This window comes from Streptomyces sp. NPDC021225, from assembly GCF_044332865.1.
Taxonomy (GTDB): Bacteria; Actinomycetota; Actinomycetes; order Streptomycetales; family Streptomycetaceae; genus Streptomyces.
In genome coordinates this window covers 773,617-791,247 of record NZ_JBIRPV010000002.1, presented here as the reverse complement: position 1 = coordinate 791,247, position 17,631 = coordinate 773,617, and the positions used below count along the sequence as shown (strand labels likewise).

Below are 17,631 nucleotides of genomic sequence, written 5' to 3'. Positions count from 1 at the left end.
ATCAAAATTGACGTAAAGTCGTCAACGAAGGCGCACAGACGTCGAAGGACGCGCACATCCGAGCGGGTGTGGGCGCCTTTCAGCGTTCCCGTCGCCGGTCCGAACCAGCGGTGATTCCCGCCACCTCAGGCCCCGAAACCAGCCGATCAATGTGACTTGCGCGACGATGACCAGTGCGGCCTGCACGTAAGGCCCTGAGAGGCGTAGCCTTTATTCCCGCTGTCCACCACCTTAGGAAGCGGAAGAGGGCGGTTGCCGCCGTGTCGCCACAGTCCCCCAACAGTTCGAGCGTCTCGACCGACCAGCAGGACGGTCAGGGGAGTAACCCTGCCGCCGCGTTCGGTCCCAACGAGTGGCTCGTCGACGAGATCTACCAGCAGTACCTCCAGGACCCGAACTCGGTCGACCGAGCCTGGTGGGACTTCTTCGCCGACTACAAGCCGGGCCAGGACACCACCTCCGCCGTGGCCGAGTCCGCAGCACCGCCGGGCCCGGCCGCCGCGGGGGCGGCCGGTACCGCTGCCGCGGCTCCGGTCCCGGCTCCGGCTCCGGCTCCGGTGAAGCCCGCCCCGGCCGCGAAGGCCCCGGCCGCCCCGGCCCCGGCTCCGGCGAAGCCCGCCGCGGCCGCCGCCGCACCGGCCAAGCCTGCGCCCGCGAAGGCCGCGCCCGCGAAGGCGGCCGAGCCGGCCGCCCCGTCGGCCGGCCCGGAGTACGTCACCCTGCGTGGCCCCTCCGCCGCCGTCGCGAAGAACATGAACGCCAGCCTCGAGCTGCCGACGGCCACCTCCGTGCGCGCCGTCCCGGTGAAGCTGCTGTTCGACAACCGCATCGTCATCAACAACCACCTCAAGCGCGCCCGCGGCGGCAAGGTGTCCTTCACGCACCTGATCGGCTACGCCATGGTGCAGGCGCTGAAGGCGATGCCCTCGATGAACTACTCGTTCGCCGAGAAGGACGGCAAGCCGACCCTGGTCAAGCCCGAGCACATCAACCTCGGCCTCGCCATCGACCTGGTCAAGCCCAACGGCGACCGCCAGCTGGTCGTCGCGGCGATCAAGAAGGCCGAGACGCTCAACTTCTTCGAGTTCTGGCAGGCCTACGAGGACATCGTCCGCCGCGCCCGCGCGAACAAGCTGACGATGGAGGACTTCACCGGGGTCACGGCCTCTCTCACCAACCCGGGCGGCATCGGCACCGTGCACTCCGTGCCGCGGCTGATGCCCGGGCAGGGCGTGATCATCGGCGTCGGCGCCATGGACTACCCGGCCGAGTTCCAGGGCACGTCGCAGGACACCCTGAACAAGCTGGGCATCTCCAAGGTCATGACGCTGACCAGCACCTATGACCACCGGGTGATCCAGGGCGCCGCCTCCGGCGAGTTCCTGCGGATCATGAGCCAGCTGCTGCTCGGCGAGAACGACTTCTACGACGAGATCTTCAAGGCGCTGCGGATCCCGTACGAGCCGGTCCGCTGGCTGCGCGACATCGACGTCTCGCACGACGACGACGTCACCAAGGCCGCGCGCGTCTTCGACCTGATCCACTCCTACCGGGTCCGCGGCCATGTCATGGCCGACACCGACCCGCTGGAGTACCGCCAGCGCAAGCACCCCGACCTGGACATCATCGAGCACGGGCTCACCCTGTGGGACCTGGAGCGCGAGTTCGCGGTCGGCGGCTTCGCCAGCAAGACGATGATGAACCTGCGCGACATCCTGGGCGTGCTGCGCGACTCGTACTGCCGCACCACCGGCATCGAGTTCATGCACATCCAGGACCCGAAGCAGCGCAAGTGGATCCAGGACCGCGTGGAGCGCCCGCACGCCAAGCCGGAGCGCGACGAGCAGCTGCGGATCCTCCGCCGGCTCAACGCGGCCGAGGCGTTCGAGACCTTCCTCCAGACCAAGTACGTCGGCCAGAAGCGCTTCTCGCTGGAGGGCGGCGAGTCCGTCATCCCGCTGCTCGACGCGGTGCTGGACGCGGCCGCCGAGTCGCGCCTGGACGAGGTCGTCATCGGCATGGCCCACCGCGGCCGCCTCAACGTCCTGGCGAACATCGTCGGCAAGTCGTACGCGCAGATCTTCCGCGAGTTCGAGGGCAACCTCGACCCGAAGTCGATGCACGGCTCCGGCGACGTCAAGTACCACCTGGGCGCCGAGGGCACCTTCACCGGCCTGGACGGCGAGCAGATCGCCGTCTCGCTGACCGCCAACCCCTCCCACCTGGAGGCGGTGGACCCGGTCCTGGAGGGCGTGGTCCGCGCCAAGCAGGACATCATCGGCAAGGCCGGCACCGACTTCACCGTCCTGCCCGTCGCCCTGCACGGCGACGCCGCCTTCGCGGGCCAGGGCGTGGTGGCCGAGACGCTGAACATGTCGCAGCTGCGCGGCTACCGCACCGGCGGCACCGTGCACATCGTCATCAACAACCAGGTCGGCTTCACCGCCGCCCCGGCCGCGTCCCGCTCCTCGATGTACGCCACCGACGTGGCGCGCATGATCGAGGCGCCGATCTTCCACGTCAACGGCGACGACCCGGAGGCCGTGGTCCGCGTCGCGCGGCTCGCCTTCGAGTTCCGCCAGGCGTTCAACAAGGACGTGGTGATCGACCTCATCTGCTACCGCCGCCGCGGTCACAACGAGACCGACAACCCCGGCTTCACCCAGCCGCTGATGTACGACCTGATCGACAAGAAGCGCTCGGTGCGCAAGCTCTACACCGAGTCGCTGATCGGTCGCGGCGACATCACCGTGGAAGAGGCCGAGCAGGCGCTCCAGGACTTCCAGGGCCAGCTGGAGAAGGTCTTCACCGAGGTCCGCGACGCCACCTCGCACCCGGCCCCGACCGCGGTCCCCGAGCCGCAGGCGGAGTTCCCGGTGGCGGTCACCACGGCCGTCAGCCAGGAGGTCGTCAAGCGGATCGCCGAGTCCCAGGTCAACATCCCCGACCGGATCACCGTCCACCCGCGGCTGTACCCGCAGCTCCAGCGGCGCGCGGCGATGATCGAGGACGACACGATCGACTGGGGCATGGGCGAGACCCTCGCCATCGGCTCCCTGCTGATGGAGGGCACCCCGGTCCGCCTGGCCGGCCAGGACTCCCGCCGCGGCACCTTCGGCCAGCGCCACGCGGTGCTGGTGGACCGGGAGACCGGCGAGGACCACACCCCGCTGCTCTACCTGTCCGAGGAGCAGGCCCGCTACAACGTCTACGACTCGCTGCTCAGCGAGTACGCGGCGATGGGCTTCGAGTACGGCTACTCACTGGCCCGGCCGGACGCGCTGGTCATGTGGGAGGCCCAGTTCGGTGACTTCGTCAACGGCGCGCAGACGATCGTCGACGAGTTCATCTCCTCGGCCGAGCAGAAGTGGGGCCAGACCTCCGGCGTCACCCTGCTGCTCCCGCACGGCTACGAGGGCCAGGGCCCGGACCACTCCTCGGCCCGCATCGAGCGCTTCCTCCAGCTGTGCGCGCAGAACAACATGACGGTCGCGGCGCCGACGCTGCCGTCGAACTACTTCCACCTGCTGCGCTGGCAGGTCCACAACCCGCACCACAAGCCGCTGGTCGTCTTCACCCCGAAGTCGATGCTGCGTCTGAAGGCGGCGGCCTCCAAGACCGAGGAGTTCCTGAACGGCTCCTTCCGCCCGGTCATCGGCGACGAGACGGCCGACCCGGCCGCGGTCCGCAAGGTCGTCTTCTGCTCCGGCAAGGTCTACTACGACCTGGCCGCCGAGCAGAGCAAGCGCGGTGCGACGGACACGGCCATCATCCGGCTGGAGCGGCTGTACCCGCTGCCGGGCGCCGAGCTCCAGGCCGAGATCGCCAAGTACTCCGGCGTCCAGAAGTTCGTCTGGGCGCAGGAGGAGCCGGCGAACCAGGGTGCGTGGCCGTTCGTCGCGCTCAACCTGATCGACCACCTGGAGCTCGCGGTGGGCGCGGACCTGCCGGCCTCCGAGCGGCTCGTCCGGGTGTCCCGGCCGCACTCCTCGTCCCCGGCGGTGGGGTCGAACAAGCGGCACCAGGCGGAGCAGCAGGCGCTGGTCAACGAGGTCTTCGAGATCTGACGGCCTCCACGGCCCGTACCGGTACGGAAGGCCCGGCTCCCGCGCGACGCGGGGGCCGGGCCTTCCGGCGTACGGGGTCCGGTACGGCGGTCAGACGGGCAGCGGCTCGAAGTTCCACAGCGGGCGGGCCCGCTGCCAGGCCGCCACCGCCTGGGGGTGGTTCGGCCCCAGCAGGGCCTCCAGCTCGCCTATGGCCGCCTGCTTGATCGTCCACGCCTCGTCCCGCCCGCCCTTGATCTCGCCCAGATCGGCAGCGAGCGCGAGCCGTGCCGCCAGGGTCAGCGGATGTCCCTGGCCCAGCGTCTGTTCGGCCCGCAGCGCGGCCTCCCGGCTCAGGGCGCAGGCGTCCGTCCAATCGCCGAGGCTGTGGCAGGCGGCGGCGGTGTTGACGGCGATCCCGAGCGTCCAGGGGTGTTGCTCACCAAGCGCTGTGGTCATGTCGTCCAGGGCCTTCTCCAGTACCGACCGCGCGTCATGGGGATCGCCCCGCTTCAGCAACACGAGCCCCTGGTTCGCCGATGCCCCGATGGCATACGGATGCAGCTCTCCCAGAGTCACCCGGTAGGCGTCCGTGACGAAGTCATCGAGCGCTATCGCCTCATCGCGGCTCTGCCTCAGCAGCGCACACGCGTAGTGGGAGGCGATCATCAGGGACAGCGGCGCGGCCTCGCCCAGCAGCCGCCGCGCGCGGTCCAGCACCACGGCGAGCAGGGCCGTACCGGATTCCGACTCACCGCACTTGAGCCGGCACACCGCCAGGGCGCACTCGGCCGCCAGCGTGTGCGGGGTCTCGCTCCCCACGGCGGCGTGGTGCCGCCCGACGCTGCGGTACTGGTGGGCCAGGGCGTCCGCGTAGCGGCCCGTCAGCAGCAGGTCCCAGGCGTAGTCCGTCTCGGAGGCCAGCGTCTCGAGATGGTCGCTCCCCAAGATCTCCCTCCGGCGCCCCAGGACCGTCTTGTCCAGCTCCAGCGCTTTTCCGTACTGGCCGAGCGCCCGCAGCGAGGCAGCCAGTTCGGCTTGGCTGTGAAGTTCTTTACGGTGGTCGAGCACCGGGTGGAAGTCGGACTGGCGCCGGCAGAGCTCGTACGCCTCGGCGTAGCGGCCCAGGCCCCTCAGATCGGCGGAGAGTGCGTTCATCGCGGCGAGGGCGCTGGGGTGGCTCAACTGCCCCATGAGCGGCCGGTCCAGCCGCTCGGCCCGGGCGTAGTCCCCGGTCGCCCGCAGCAGCGCGGTGCGGCACAGTGTCAGCTCCCAGTCCGTGACGTCCATTTCCTTGTCGACGAGGCGCAGGGCCGTCGCGTCATCGCCTCGGAGCGTCAGATATGTCAGACAGTCGCGCCGCAGCGGGCGCGTCCTGTCCCGGGGATTCGGGGACTCCAGCGCCCACAACACGTCGAGATACGGCATGAGTTCGGCGTAGCGCGGCCAGGTAGCCGGTTCCTGGGGCCATCCCGGACGCGCCGCGACGAGGGCGCGCCAGACGACCTCGGCGTCCTTGTTCCGGCGGTCCTCCGGCCGCCTTCTGCGCACCGCGTCACAGACGAAGCGGTGCAGATGCAGCACCTCCGCCTCCCGCCGGACCACGGAGTGCTGCACCAGCCTGGCGACGGTGACCTCGACGTGGGTGGGGTCCTCCAGCAGCGACGCCAGCGCCGGGGAGACCAGCTTTCCCGGAACGGCCCGCAGCAGCGCGAGCGGCACCGGGCCCGGCCCGAAGACCGCGCACAACTGGAGCAGATCGGCGGCCAGTTGTGAGTGCGCCTGAAGCCGCCGGATCAGCTCCTTGTACGCGGCGGCGTACGACGCCGGGTACGCCGCCCCGGACTTCACCGGCACCGTCCCGCCCTCGCGCAGCTTGCGGCTGTACTCCTCGGCGGGCATCGTCGAGCCGTCCAGCCACCCCGCGGTCTGGTCGAGCGGCAGCGGCAGGTCCTCCACGGCGGCGGCGAGCCCGTCAGCCTCCTCGCGGCCCAGCCGTGGAGCGCGGGCGCGTACGAACGCCACGCTCTCGTCCCTGCTGAACGGCGGCACCTCCAGCAGCTCGACGTAGTGGTCGGCCCAGCCGCGGTTCTGCGAGGTGATCAGCACATGCCCGCGCCCGCCCGGCAGCAGATCGGCGACGGCCTCGGGGGCGTCGGCGCCGTCGAGGACGAGCAGCCAGCGGTCGGACGGCACGCCCCGGCGCAGATTGTCCAGCGCGGCCCCGGCCCGGGCGGAGGCGGAGTACCCCTGAACGTCCTTGCCGAGGTGCGCCAGATGCCCGCCGAGCCGCTCCTCCAGCACCCCGCGGTCATCCGCCGCGGCCCACCACACCACGTCGTACTCGGCGCCGAAGCGATACGCGTACTCGGTGGCGAGCTGGGTCTTGCCGATGCCCGGCAGCCCCACGAGCGCGCACACCGCGGCCTCGGCGGGGGCGCTCCGCAGACGGTCGTTGATCCGCTCCAGGAGCAGGTCCCGGCCCGTGAAGCGCGGGTTGCGGCGCGGCACCCCGTCCCACAGCTCGGGCGGGTCCCCGGGCAGCCGGGACCGCTGCCGATCACCGTTCGCCCTGGCCGGGGCCCCGCTCCCCCCGAGCGCGCGCAACAGCCGCCACTCGCACTCCTCCTCGTCGACCCCCAACAGCCCGACGGCCCCCAGCCGGGCGACGACGAGCGGCAACGGGTGACCGCTGACGACGAAGGCGGCGATCCGGTCCGCGCGTACGGCGCCCCTTCCCAGCGCCGCCTCCCACTCCGCCTCGATGCGGGCCGAGTCGGGGGCGAAGAAATGCTCGCTCAGCAGCAGCAGATGGAAGGCGTCGTCGACAAGCAGGTCCAGGGACGGCTCGGCCGCGGGATCCCAGCGCCGGACGGTGATCTCCTCGCGCGCGACCCCCGTCGCCTCCAGGCGCTGGGCGACCCAGGCCGCCCAGGGGCGGTTGGGCCCGGCGTACGTCACGACGACGGGCAGATGGCCGGGGAGGCCTGTGGTGGGGACGCCGGCCGGGCCCGGGCCCGGCGGCGCGGACACGTGCACCGCGTCCCGGTGCTGCACCGCGACCACCCAGTCCCGCGCTGGGACCCGGGAGGCCCGCCCGCCCTCCTCGCCCCGCATCCGGGCGAGCTCCGCCTCCAGCCGCCGGGCCCGGTCCTCCGCGGCGCTGGCCTGCTCCTCCGCCATCCACAGCCGGTGCGCCACGGGGTCCTCGGCCCCGGCCTGCTCGGCCGCCGCCTCCTCCCCCGCCTGAAGCTGGTGCTCCAGATCCTCGCACCGCCGCTCGGCCTCCAGCGCCTGCCGCCGCGCGTGCTCCAGCTCGCCCTGGAGCCGGGCGACCTCCTCCTTCAACCGGTCCCGTTCACCGCGTAACCGCTGCTGCTCGCCCCGCAGCAGCTCTACCTCGGAGCCGCGGCCGTCGCGCTCGACCGACATCGACACCGCGAGCTGCCGCTGCTCCAGCTCCATCTCCGCGATCCGCTGTTTCCGCGCCTGCAACGCCTCGGTCAGCGCCTCCGCGCGCACCTCGGCCTGCTGGCGCCGGCGGTCGGCGTCGGCGAGCTGGTCACGCAGGTTCTGAAGCTCCCAGCGGGACCTGTTGGTGGCCTGCAACGCCCGCCGTTGCAGGCCGTGCACATGGGCGACGACCTCGGGCGAGGCGGGCCGCCCGGTGGCCTTGGCTGCGTGGGTCAGCAGCGTGTCCACGAACTCGGCGGGGGCGACCACGGTCCCGTTGAGATAGCGCGAGACGGTCCCCGGGTCGCAGTGCACCCGCAGCGCGAACACCCGCAGGGACACCCCGACCGCCCCGAACAGCCCGCGCAGCCCCGCCGCCAACTCGGCGCAGGACGGCTCCACATGGTCCGGTATCGGCTTGAGGTCCCCGACCCGCCCGGTGTCCCCCGAGAGCGGCACCAACTCCCCGCGCAGCTCCCCGTCCTCGTCCTCCACGCACGCCCCTCCCCCGTTGCGGCGACCCGGCAACGCGTGACACCTGCCGCAACACCCGGCGTCCCGCGCAAGGTGAACGTACCCGGCGAACCGACCGGCCGCACGGAAAGGACCCCTCAGCCATGCACCCCACGAACCGCCCCACCCCCCGCCCGCTCCTCGCTCTCGCCGCCGCCGCGGTCTCGGGCGCCGTACGAGCCCTGGTGGGCTGGCTGTTGGAGCGGACGGTGGACTGAGCGTCCGCTCGGCTCGCTCTTGTCCGCCGCGCCCTCCGTGGGATCATGTCCCTGACCAGGCAGTCCACCGAAGGAGACAGGCCCGCACATGTTCGACGCCCTTAAGAACCTCAAGGAGAAGGCAGAGGACCTCGCCGAAGCCCACAGCGACAAGATCTCTGACGGGCTCGAAAAGGTCGGCGACTTCGTCGATGACAAGACCGGCGGCAAGCACAGCGACAAGATCGACACCGCGGTCGACAAGGCTCAGGGCTTCGTCGAGAAGCTGGGCGAGAAGAAGGACTGATCCGCTCGGGACGAGCCCGGAAACTCAGCGGGCGGCGCCTGCCCACCCCGTCATATCGGCAGTGCGCCGTACAGGCCCGCTCCCACGGCGGCGAAGGCCGCGGTGGCCCACTGAGGCCAGCCGCGGGCGCGTCGTCCCGCCACATGGGCGAGGGCCACGGCGGCCATGGCGGGCCACAGAACGCTGAAGGCGGCGGTGCGGGGATAGAAGCGATCCGTGGCGACGACAGCGACCGCGTACCCGGTGATCGCTGCCATCGCGGTGACCGGGAAGCCCGCGCCGAACGGATTCCAGACGTCGGGAGCCGCCCCCCGACGCTTGGTTCGTACGGAAAGCGCGATCGCCGCGATCAGCGAGGCGGCGGCCGCCACGGTCCACAGCGTTGCGGGTATGACCAAGAAGGGGCCGGGCGCGCTCATACGGGTCCTTCGCGAGCCTGCTCCGCCTGGGAACGATCACGATCGGAGCGCGGACGGGCACAGTAACACGGGTGGCTCAGTTGGCCGTACGGCGCCCGGCGAGCTCGTCCTGCCACACCGGGCTCTCGAAGTAGTGGTTGTCGTACGTCTCGGAGCTCTCGCGGATCTCCCGCACGCTCGCCTCGCCGCGGTACACGCGCTCCAGCAGCCGGTAGTAGTCGAAGCGGTGCAGCCCGGGCGTGAACACCACCAGCAGCTCCGCGGTGCTGTCCGCCGCCGGCGCGAACGCGTGCGGGACGGTCGGCGGCACGGTCAGGAAGTCGCCCTTGCCGAGGATGTGCACCTCGTCGCCGACCAGGATGCGCATCGTGCCGTCGAGCACGAAGAACATCTCGGTGGCCTTGGTGTGGAAGTGCGCCGGAGCCCCCGGGGACCCCTTCTCGAAGGTCGCCTTGTTGGCGGTCAGCGCCCCGCCGGTCACGCCCGCGTCGGCGAGCAGCGTGATCAGGCTGGTGGCACCGTCCTGGAGGGTCTCGGCCTGCTCGGCGCGGACGAGGACGGGGGCGGTGGGCTCGGTGGCGGTGGTGATGTTGCTGCTCATGGTGGCTCCTAGCTGCTTGTGGCGGTTGTCCCCTTGACACCAACAAAGCTAGGCCGCCGAAAGACCCATTGGACGGTTCATTCAGGCGCCGATTTCATGGGTCAATTTGGCGGGCGGCGGCAGCTCCCACCGGCCTCACTGTTGGATGCTTCCGCCGCACATCTATTACTGGATGGGTACCGGCAGGCCTACCATCCGCACGGGTGTACGATCGTCGCCCAAGAAATCTATGAGGCTGATCCAAGCCGCCATGGAGGTCTGCGACTTATGCCAACCACCCCGGTCCTGAGCACGGCTGTGTGGCACAAGTCCAGCTACAGCAGCACCCAGGCAGGGTCATGCGTTGAGGTCGTCGACGGCATACCGGGCATAGTCCCGCTTCGCGACAGCAAGAACCCCGAGGGCCCGGCCTTGGTCTTCGAGTCTGCAAACTGGACCTCGTTCGTGCAGGCCGTCAAGCGCGGGGAGTTCCACGCCGCCTGAGCCTTGAACCGCAGGCGACTTTGCAGTGGATACGAGACACGGACAAGCCGTGGCGTCGGCGTGCGTGTCCTGGTCGGGCCACCGCCACTTCAGGCGGGCAGCTCCCACTGATGACCACGATCCGGGTCCGCGTGCCATGCCACCTGCTGGTCAGCGGTCACCGTGAGCCCGAACTCGTACAGCTCCGGCTGCCCGGCCGCCCGCCACCACTGGTACGCGCCCTCCACCTCGGCGAAGAGGTCTCGCGGGCCCCATTGCTGCACGCCCCCGTCGCGTACGTACGCCCACGAGTCGGCCGTGGCGAACCACCACGCGTCGCCCTCCCAGTCGGCATGCACACCGGGAAGCCGGAGGCCCAACGCGAACCGTGCGTGAAAGTTGTCGTCCAGGAACGACAGGTCGAGGTCGGTACGGCTATCGCGGCTCTCGTCCCAGGATTCGGCGGTGTACACGTCCTTGAGCGGGAACTCCGGCCGCCGCTGACCCCGTAGATCCATGAAGGACATCGGGCGCCCGAAGTGTCCGCTCGCGGAGCCGCCGTCCTCCGACACCCGCAGGCAGGCCATCCCGTGAGGCTGCAGCGTCGTCTTCCACGGGGTGACGATCAGACCACCAGGCCGGGTCTGTTCCACCCACGCAAACGGAACGCGGTGCAGTGACGCCGTGCACAACACACGGTCGTACGGTGCCCCATCCGCCCAGCCACACTCCCCGTCGCCCGCCACCACCCACGGCAGGTATCCGGCCTCGCCCAGCCGCCGAACGGCTCCCTCCGCCAGCCCCGCATCCACTTCCACCGATACGACGTTCGCCTCCCCGGCCCGCTCGCAGAGCAGCGCGGCGTTGTAGCCGGTGCCGGTGCCGATTTCGAGCACCTTCATGCCGGGACGCACATCGGCGGCGGCAAGCATGGTGAACACCGCGTTCGGGGCGCTGATCGAGCTGGTGGGCAGGACTCCTCGCGCGTCCGCGCCCACTCCGCCGACGCGCCCGTCATCCACCTGCGTGACGAGGGAGTGCAGCGGGTCGTACACCAACGTGGCCCACGTGTCCGGCTCGTCGGCGGCGTGAAGCGGTCGGTAAGCGTCCTCCCGCCAGACCCATACGGTGTCGGGCACGAACGCGTGGCGCGGCACCTTGAGGAAGGTCTCACGCATCCAGTGCTCAGGAAACCCGTCCAGGCCGCCGATGATCTCGGCGGCCTGGACGCGCAGTTCATCGAGGGTCATTTGCGGTGCGTCCCGCCACCCGGCTTCGACACATCCGGGTGCTGACTGTCGCTGTCACTCGGCGACGGCTCCTTCGGCTGGGGGTTCGGGGCTGGTGGCTTTCCATGGCTACCCATCGGCTTTCCTTCCTTTCGTTGGTTCCAGCGCACGGCTCAAGGCAGGGTCACCTGCCCGCTGACGGCAGCGCGGGCACTCGCACGGCGGCCAGACAGACGACAGGCTGAATGGATCGCCATAGGCCATGGGCGGGCACGATAATGAGCAGACACTCGTCCGCTTCCCCGTCTCGGGATTGACCTTGTACACCTTGATCGTCATCGCGGACATGAGATGGCGGCTCCGGACTGGTTCGGCTGTCTTGCGTCCGATCCACCTTTTCGAGGGGTAGCCATCGCCGACCAGCCCAGCTCCCTATAGGACCGCCCTATAGTCGAAGCCATGGTGAACCAGTCGGCACCAGAACCGGCACCGAACCTATGGACGCACCCCCGGCTGGCCGCCGCAGCCGCCGACGAGAACTGGCAACAGCTCTTCCGCGTGTGGCGTCAACTGACCGGCACCAGCCAGACCCGACTCGGCGCGCTCGTGGGACTGGCACAATCCGACGTCTCCGAGATCGAACGCGGACGGCGGCGAGTGACCTCTTCGGAGGTGCGGCAACGCATCATCGACGGGTTGGGCGTTCCAACCGAGCTTCTTACCGGCGCTCCGCGACCGATTCCGACGCCCGTCAGCTCGCTTGGACTAACTTCCCTCGTGCCCGACGCCGACCTGCTCGACCGGCTGACGAAAGTCGTGGCGTCCCCCGCGAGGGTCGACCACGCGACCTTGGACTGGCTCGACCGGCTGCTCGCCGAGCATCGCCGGGCAGAGGACGACCTCGGTTCGAGGCCACTCGTCGGCATCATGCGACGGCAGTTGAGCACCGTCGCCGATCTCTACGCAGGCGCATCTGGCGTGTTGACGAACCGGGTTGTACGGCTCGCTTCCGAACACGCGCAGTTCCTCGCCTGGATGGCGCAGGACCAGGGCGACTCAGCCGCCGCCCTCGCCTGGTACGACCGCTCCCACGAATGGGCTCTGGAAGCCGACGAGCCCGATATGGCGGCGACGACTCTCAGCATGAAGGCGCATCTAGCCTGGTCAGCAGGGAACGGCCAGCGGTGCGCCCGCCTCGGCCAGGCCGCGCGCAGGGCTTCCCCTGGGGTCTCTCTGGGTGTCCAGGGCATGGCGGCGCAAATGGAGGCCCGTGGCCACGCGTTGGCGGGCCAGGCCGACGCGGCCCATCGACTCCTCGACGAGGCAGAGCGACTCATCTACCGCGCCGCAGAAAGGCCCGAGGACGAGCCACCGTGGATGTATTTCTACGGCGAGAACTGGTTCACGCTGCAACGCGGCATGGCCGAGATGCATCTGCGCCACTGGGACGGCGCTGTCGACTTGCTGCGTACGGGAATCAGCGTCCTGCCCGTCCAGTACCGCCGCGACCGCGCCTGGTACGGCGCTTGCTTGTCCCATGCGCTCGCCGCATCCGGTCACGTCGACATCGCGGTACAGACCGCAGTCGACTGTGCCGCTGACGCGGCCGATGTCGGACGCCCCCACGCCTGGAACGAACTGCACACCACCGCAGCGCTGCTCCTGCGGCGCGGCGCACCTCAAGCGCGCACCCTGGTCGATGCCTTGCGCGGCTACTGATCCCCTGGGCGGCCCTAGATCCAGTGCGTTTGCCCGGCTCGCTGGCTAGGCTGGGGCGACGGAACAGCGGCTGGTTGGAGGGGCGAGTTCGTGGATCCGGAGATGGTCGCGCTGGCGGGTACGGCAGGAACGACCCTGGTCACCATGATGACAACCGAGGCGTGGCAAAGCGTCAGAGAAGGCTTCGCCTCGTTGTGGCGCCGTGCTCAGCCGGACCGGGCCGACGCAATTTCCGCTGAGCTCGACGCGACGCGCAGCGACCTGCTCACTGCGCAGGCCAATGGTGACCTCGACTCCCGTGAGGAGTTGGGCGCAGAGTGGCAGGGGCGCGTCCGGCGGCTGCTCGTGGCCCATCCCGAGGAGATGGAGGAGTTGCGGACGCTGTTGAACGAACTGGCCCCACACACGCCCGAAGTCCCATCGGTGACTCAGCACGCCACCGCCTCAGGTCAAGCCCGGGTCTACCAGGCCGGCCGCGACCAGAACTTCGGCCCACGATGAGCGGCCGCAATGACGCCTGGGCCGATGGCCAAGGCCGCGTCTATCAAGCCTCCGGTGACCAGCACATCACCGAGCACCACCATCACGCCCCCGAGTGGTCGGGGCCCGACTCCGTACGCCGCCCGGCGGTCGGCCGTGCTCCCGCAGTGCTTCGCGACCGAGTCGGGGAGATGGACCGACTGCGCGCCGCCGTTGAACCTGGCGTCGGCAACCGCGTCTACGTCCTCCACGGCCTGGGCGGATGCGGCAAGACCGCTGTTGCCTACGCGCTCTTCCACCACGCCACTGGCGAGGCCGGTCGACTCGGGCTGTGGGTCAACGCGTCCGATCCCGCCTCTCTGCGGGCCGGGATGCTCGCCGTCGCAGCCGACCGCGGAGCCACCGACGGCGAGCTGATCGGGGCACGCAGCGGACTGCGTCCCGCCGCCGACCTCGTGTGGCACTATCTCGACCGCTCCGACGAGCCCTGGCTGCTGGTCCTCGACAATGCCGATACCCCCGCCATCCTCCGCGATGGTGGCTGGCTGCGCACCAGCCCAGCCGGCACTGTCGTCGTCACAACCCGGCAAGCGGCAGCTCACTGGTGGCCTGGTGCCGAGCTCCTTCAATTCGGCGTGCTTCCGCGTGAGGATGCCGCTCTCGTCCTCCGCGACCTTGCGCCACATGCCGGATCGGTCGAAGACGCCGCTGAGGTCGCCGACCGCCTCGGACGACTGCCCCTGGCACTCACCCTGGCCGGCGGATTCCTTGCCCACCAGGTGATCGACCCATGGACTCTCGCGGACTACAGTCGCCGGCTGGACGGCAGCGGCTCCGGTCTCAGCCCCACCGATCCCATCGAGCTCATCGACCAGGGCGCCGCAGCCGTCGGCGGTGACTCCCGTCACCTGCTCAGCCACACCTGGCAGCTTTCCCTCGATGCCCTCGCCGCCCAAGGCCTGCCTGAAGCGGACCGCCTTCTGAGCCTCCTCGCTTGCTGGTCCAGTGATCCGTTGCCGCTGTCGGTCCTCTCCGGAGCCGAGCTCGAACCGACACTCCCGGCTTATCGCGTTGAATCAGCCCTGCGCGGACTCCTTGATCACTCCCTTACCGAGCTCGTACCTGGGGAGACGCGCTGCCTACGCACCCACGGCGTACTCCTCGACAGCGTGGCCCGAACCACGCCCGATGACCAGCGCGAGCAGCTCTCGGCCGCGGCCGCCCGCCTACTTCTCGCTGTCTTGCCTGAGGTACCTGACCGAGGCACGCAGGAACCCCGGGTGAACATGCTTGCGCCGCATGTGATCGCCCTACTGCGGAGAACAGCGAATTGGGCACCCAGCCAATCGACGGTGGAAGCTGCAGCGGAGTGCGCTCTTCGGCTCGTCACTGCTGTCCACAGGGCTGGCGACTATGCGTCAGCACTCACGTTGAGCAGTGAAGCTGTGGAGCTGGTGAATCCCCGGCTGGGCGAAGACCATGTGTTGGTTATCGGGTTGCGTCAGCGTGTGGCGCGGGCTCTTTTTCGACTTGGCCGATTCGAGGAGTCCGAGGCTCTGTACCTGCACCTACTGGCTGACTGCGAACGGGCGCTGGGTCCAGAGGCATCAGAAACTCTTGGAACTTGCTTGAAGCTAGCCAGTCCAGTGATCAACCTTGACCGTGAAGCGGATGGCATCGCGCTGATTCGGCGCGCAGCAGAGGGGTACACCCAACTACACGGACCTGTACATCCCTTGACACTTATCGCGCGGTCATCCCTGCTGGATCAAACCACACAGCCGACCGAGGCCACCGCAGGTTCGACCGTGGTCACGGATTGCCGTCGCGAGCTGGGAGAAGACCACACCATCACGCTGGGCGCGGAGCTCGACTATGCGTGCGCACTCCATCACGGCGAGCGAAACACTGAGGCGCTACCATACGCCCGCTCGGCCTTTGCGAAGTACGTACAACGCTTTGGCTCTGATTACCCAATCGCGTTGAACGCCAGATCAACGCTAAGCATGATTCTGAGTGCACTCGGCCAATACACAGAGGCGATCGAGCACGGGGAAAAACTTGTAGAAGGCCGGACCAGAGTGCTCGGCTCGACTCATCCGTGGACACTTTTCGCCAAGGACCTCTTGGACCAATCTCGACGCTCGCAAAGAAACACCTGAGCGCGGAAAACCGCCATCCCCATTCATCTGCGCCCGAGTCACGGGATCCGTCAGCGGATTTGCGGTGGATATGGGACACAGACACGCCGTGGCGTCGGCGTGTCGCCGTCCCATATCCACCACAAACTCCATGCGTGCCGCCACCGCGCCAAGCCGACTTGGCGGCGTTGGCCACCCTCCGCGGTGAGAAGGGCATCCGCCGGGGCGGACGCCCCTCACGAAACCGCAACCTGAACCCGGCGGACCTATGCGGTCGCAGCACCTAGCCGAGTGGATTCCAGTTGAACCAGCCCCGGGAAGTGTCGTAGAGGCTTGTGGGTTCGTCGCAACCCTGGGATGTAAAAATTTGCAGGGCGACGGCATCCGCGCGCGCCGCATAGTCGTCCGCCAGAACCACCAAGATCAGAACCGAAGACAGCATGAGCACGGGAAGAACTCGTCCGCGGCGCACACGTGAGATGGCCAGCGCTGCCACGGACACCACGAGACCGGCCAGGAGGAGCCACCGGTTCATGCTTACTTCCTGGTCGAGTCGTTCGGACAGCTCTCCAACGTCACTGCAGAGTATGTACGTCTCCGGCCCACCGAACAGCGACAGATAGCGTTCCAGTACTGCGGCCAGCACGATCAACACCCCAAGCACCGGCAGCAGACTCGGCTCTCTCTCCGACCCCGACTCCGTCCTGACCTCCTGCCGCGCAACCCCCATTCCCCCACCCTTCGACCGCCCGGCGGAACATCCGACCGAGCGCAGAGATTACCGCCCCATGCGCGTCGGGGTTCGGTTGCCCAAGTCGGTGAACGGATGTGGTCAGAGCACCGGACAGTCCGCAAGACCGGCCGGCATCAGGCGATAATGATCACTAGCTGCCTGTGCGTATCTGCGTATTGCTTTGGGAGGTCTTGTGAGTCTGAGTCCGCGCGAGGTGTTTCTCCGGCTTGTTCATGGGGTCGCCGGCGGCAACTCAAACGAGTTGCCTGACCTGTATGGCGAGGTCACCGATGTCCGGCATCCGATGGCAACGCCCGAGTCCGAGCCGTTGACAAGTCGGCGGGAGCTCCAGGAGCACTTCACGGTGGAGCCGGAGGTTCGGGAGTCCGCGCCGAAGAGGCGGGTGGTCGATGTCGTCGTTCACGAGACCGCCGATCCTGAAGTGATCGTCGCCGAGTTCGCCTATGAGTTCACGTTGCCGGACGGCTCCACGGCCAAGGTGCCCTGTGTCTTCGTCATGCGGGTCCGGGACGGTCAGATCATCGAGTCACGCGACTACATCGACCCGATCCGTACGTACACGGCACGCGGCGACCTTGACCTCCTCATCGCGTCGTTGCGCAAGGATGTTTCCTGACTCCGCGCTTTCACGCGATGGGCTTTGCGAGGGCTGATCAGAGACGCGAGAGAACCAGGCCGCCAACCGCAAGAAGAAGGGCAGGCGGGGCGGCCGTCCCGTCACTTTCGACGCAGGGCTTCGGCGTGGTTTCCTGTCGTCCGTTTTGATCATGTGAGGCCGAGAAGGGCAAGGGGCCGGGTTTGGTCTCGGGCTGCCCGTCGGAGGCCGGAGGCGATGTTGCGGGCGCCGGTCAGGCGGAGAGCTCCGATCGCAAGGTTTCTGCAGGCGGCCAGGAGGTGGATCTTCCGTCCCTTCGCGCGGGCCGCACCCCGCAGCGACTTCCCGTCGACCACGAGCCCTCGCAGCCCTTGTCCCCTGGTCTGCCGGTCCGCGAGCCAGGCTCCGACCGCCCGGTCCAGGGTGTCCGCGTCGATTCTGGCGAGCAGTCGCCGGATCGTGGATTCCGCGGGCCAGGACCGTTTCGGGACCAGCGGGTCGACGGCCGTGCCGAGCCGTTCGAGCAGGGCCGGCGGTGCGTCGGCCACCCATTCACTCACCGCGAGCAGGGAAGATCGCTCCCGGACACTTCCGGATGCGGTCTGAGCTGTTCAAAGGCAGGGGAGATCAGAGATGACGCGTCGGCAGGCACGGGCAGTCCAAGGTCACAGAGCGTAGAGAACTCCGTGATCGCGGACGTCCGTGCCTGCTGTGT

The 17,631-nt window shown here is 68.9% G+C and carries 13 protein-coding genes; 7 read left to right on the top strand and 6 right to left on the bottom strand.

The annotated features are described in order from the left end of the window. Positions 1-260: 260 nt before the first annotated feature. Complete coding sequence (locus ACH4S9_RS11745) at positions 261-4,067, top strand: multifunctional oxoglutarate decarboxylase/oxoglutarate dehydrogenase thiamine pyrophosphate-binding subunit/dihydrolipoyllysine-residue succinyltransferase subunit (protein WP_398371347.1); 3,807 nt, start codon at positions 261-263, stop codon at positions 4,065-4,067. A gap of 90 nt (positions 4,068-4,157) precedes the next feature. On the opposite strand, the gene fxsT is transcribed toward ACH4S9_RS11745, so the two are convergent. Then, positions 4,158-7,994 (bottom strand): FxSxx-COOH system tetratricopeptide repeat protein, encoded by a 3,837-nt coding sequence (fxsT, locus tag ACH4S9_RS11740; RefSeq protein WP_398371345.1) that lies wholly within the window; start codon positions 7,992-7,994, stop codon positions 4,158-4,160. A gap of 324 nt (positions 7,995-8,318) precedes the next feature. On the opposite strand from fxsT, the gene ACH4S9_RS11735 reads away from it, so the two are divergent. Beyond that, positions 8,319-8,516, top strand: a complete 198-nt coding sequence (locus ACH4S9_RS11735) for an antitoxin (RefSeq protein WP_311728903.1) — start codon at positions 8,319-8,321, stop codon at positions 8,514-8,516. 50 nt (positions 8,517-8,566) lie between these two features. Here ACH4S9_RS11735 and ACH4S9_RS11730 read toward each other — a convergent pair whose 3' ends face one another. Both ACH4S9_RS11730 and ACH4S9_RS11725 read right to left on the bottom strand, forming a co-directional pair. Continuing rightward, entirely contained in the window at positions 8,567-8,935 is a 369-nt protein-coding gene (locus ACH4S9_RS11730; RefSeq protein WP_311728904.1) for a hypothetical protein, read from the bottom strand. Positions 8,936-9,011: 76 nt separating this feature from the next. Further along, on the bottom strand, positions 9,012-9,536 hold the full coding sequence (locus tag ACH4S9_RS11725) for a cupin domain-containing protein (protein ID WP_398371343.1): 525 nt from the start codon (positions 9,534-9,536) through the stop codon (positions 9,012-9,014). Positions 9,537-9,632: 96 nt separating this feature from the next. On the opposite strand from ACH4S9_RS11725, the gene ACH4S9_RS11720 reads away from it, so the two are divergent. After that, entirely contained in the window at positions 9,633-10,019 is a 387-nt protein-coding gene (locus ACH4S9_RS11720) for a DUF397 domain-containing protein (protein ID WP_398371341.1), read from the top strand. A gap of 89 nt (positions 10,020-10,108) precedes the next feature. Here the strand turns inward: ACH4S9_RS11720 and ACH4S9_RS11715 are convergent, their stop codons facing one another. Next, positions 10,109-11,248, bottom strand: a complete 1,140-nt coding sequence (locus ACH4S9_RS11715; RefSeq protein ID WP_398371339.1) for a methyltransferase domain-containing protein — start codon at positions 11,246-11,248, stop codon at positions 10,109-10,111. A gap of 438 nt (positions 11,249-11,686) precedes the next feature. Here ACH4S9_RS11715 and ACH4S9_RS11710 point away from each other — a divergent pair, with 438 nt between their 5' ends. The 3 genes from ACH4S9_RS11710 (at position 11,687) to ACH4S9_RS11700 (ending at position 15,588) form a co-directional block, all read left to right on the top strand. After that, complete coding sequence (locus ACH4S9_RS11710) at positions 11,687-12,946, top strand: helix-turn-helix domain-containing protein (RefSeq protein ID WP_358845928.1); 1,260 nt, start codon at positions 11,687-11,689, stop codon at positions 12,944-12,946. A 90-nt stretch (positions 12,947-13,036) separates the two neighbouring features. Further along, a complete protein-coding gene (locus tag ACH4S9_RS11705) occupies positions 13,037-13,447 on the top strand; it encodes a hypothetical protein (protein ID WP_358845927.1) in 411 nt (136 codons plus the stop codon). Then, entirely contained in the window at positions 13,444-15,588 is a 2,145-nt protein-coding gene (locus ACH4S9_RS11700; RefSeq protein WP_398371336.1) for a tetratricopeptide repeat protein, read from the top strand. The genes ACH4S9_RS11705 and ACH4S9_RS11700 overlap by 4 nt, the downstream gene beginning before the upstream one ends. A 262-nt stretch (positions 15,589-15,850) precedes the next feature. On the opposite strand, the gene ACH4S9_RS11695 is transcribed toward ACH4S9_RS11700, so the two are convergent. Then, a complete protein-coding gene (locus ACH4S9_RS11695; protein ID WP_398371334.1) occupies positions 15,851-16,222 on the bottom strand; it encodes a hypothetical protein in 372 nt (123 codons plus the stop codon). Between the two features lie 271 nt (positions 16,223-16,493). On the opposite strand from ACH4S9_RS11695, the gene ACH4S9_RS11690 reads away from it, so the two are divergent. Next, positions 16,494-16,937, top strand: coding sequence for a nuclear transport factor 2 family protein (locus ACH4S9_RS11690; RefSeq protein ID WP_398371332.1), 444 nt, complete (start codon positions 16,494-16,496; stop codon positions 16,935-16,937). 149 nt (positions 16,938-17,086) lie between these two features. Here the strand turns inward: ACH4S9_RS11690 and ACH4S9_RS11685 are convergent, their stop codons facing one another. Further along, positions 17,087-17,476, bottom strand: coding sequence for a hypothetical protein (locus ACH4S9_RS11685; protein ID WP_398371330.1), 390 nt, complete (start codon positions 17,474-17,476; stop codon positions 17,087-17,089). Between the last annotated feature and the right edge of the window lie 155 nt (positions 17,477-17,631).

Bases quoted from the DNA above. Each gene is read 5' to 3' on its own strand.
- ACH4S9_RS11730 (WP_311728904.1), bottom strand. From the start codon at position 8,935: ATGAGCGCGCCCGGCCCCTTCTTGGTCATACCCGCAACGCTGTGGACC.
- ACH4S9_RS11700 (WP_398371336.1), top strand. From the start codon at position 13,444: ATGAGCGGCCGCAATGACGCCTGGGCCGATGGCCAAGGCCGCGTCTAT.
- ACH4S9_RS11725 (WP_398371343.1), bottom strand. From the start codon at position 9,536: ATGAGCAGCAACATCACCACCGCCACCGAGCCCACCGCCCCCGTCCTC.
- ACH4S9_RS11735 (WP_311728903.1), top strand. From the start codon at position 8,319: ATGTTCGACGCCCTTAAGAACCTCAAGGAGAAGGCAGAGGACCTCGCC.
- ACH4S9_RS11720 (WP_398371341.1), top strand. From the start codon at position 9,633: ATGGGTCAATTTGGCGGGCGGCGGCAGCTCCCACCGGCCTCACTGTTG.
- ACH4S9_RS11710 (WP_358845928.1), top strand. From the start codon at position 11,687: ATGGTGAACCAGTCGGCACCAGAACCGGCACCGAACCTATGGACGCAC.
- ACH4S9_RS11715 (WP_398371339.1), bottom strand. From the start codon at position 11,248: ATGACCCTCGATGAACTGCGCGTCCAGGCCGCCGAGATCATCGGCGGC.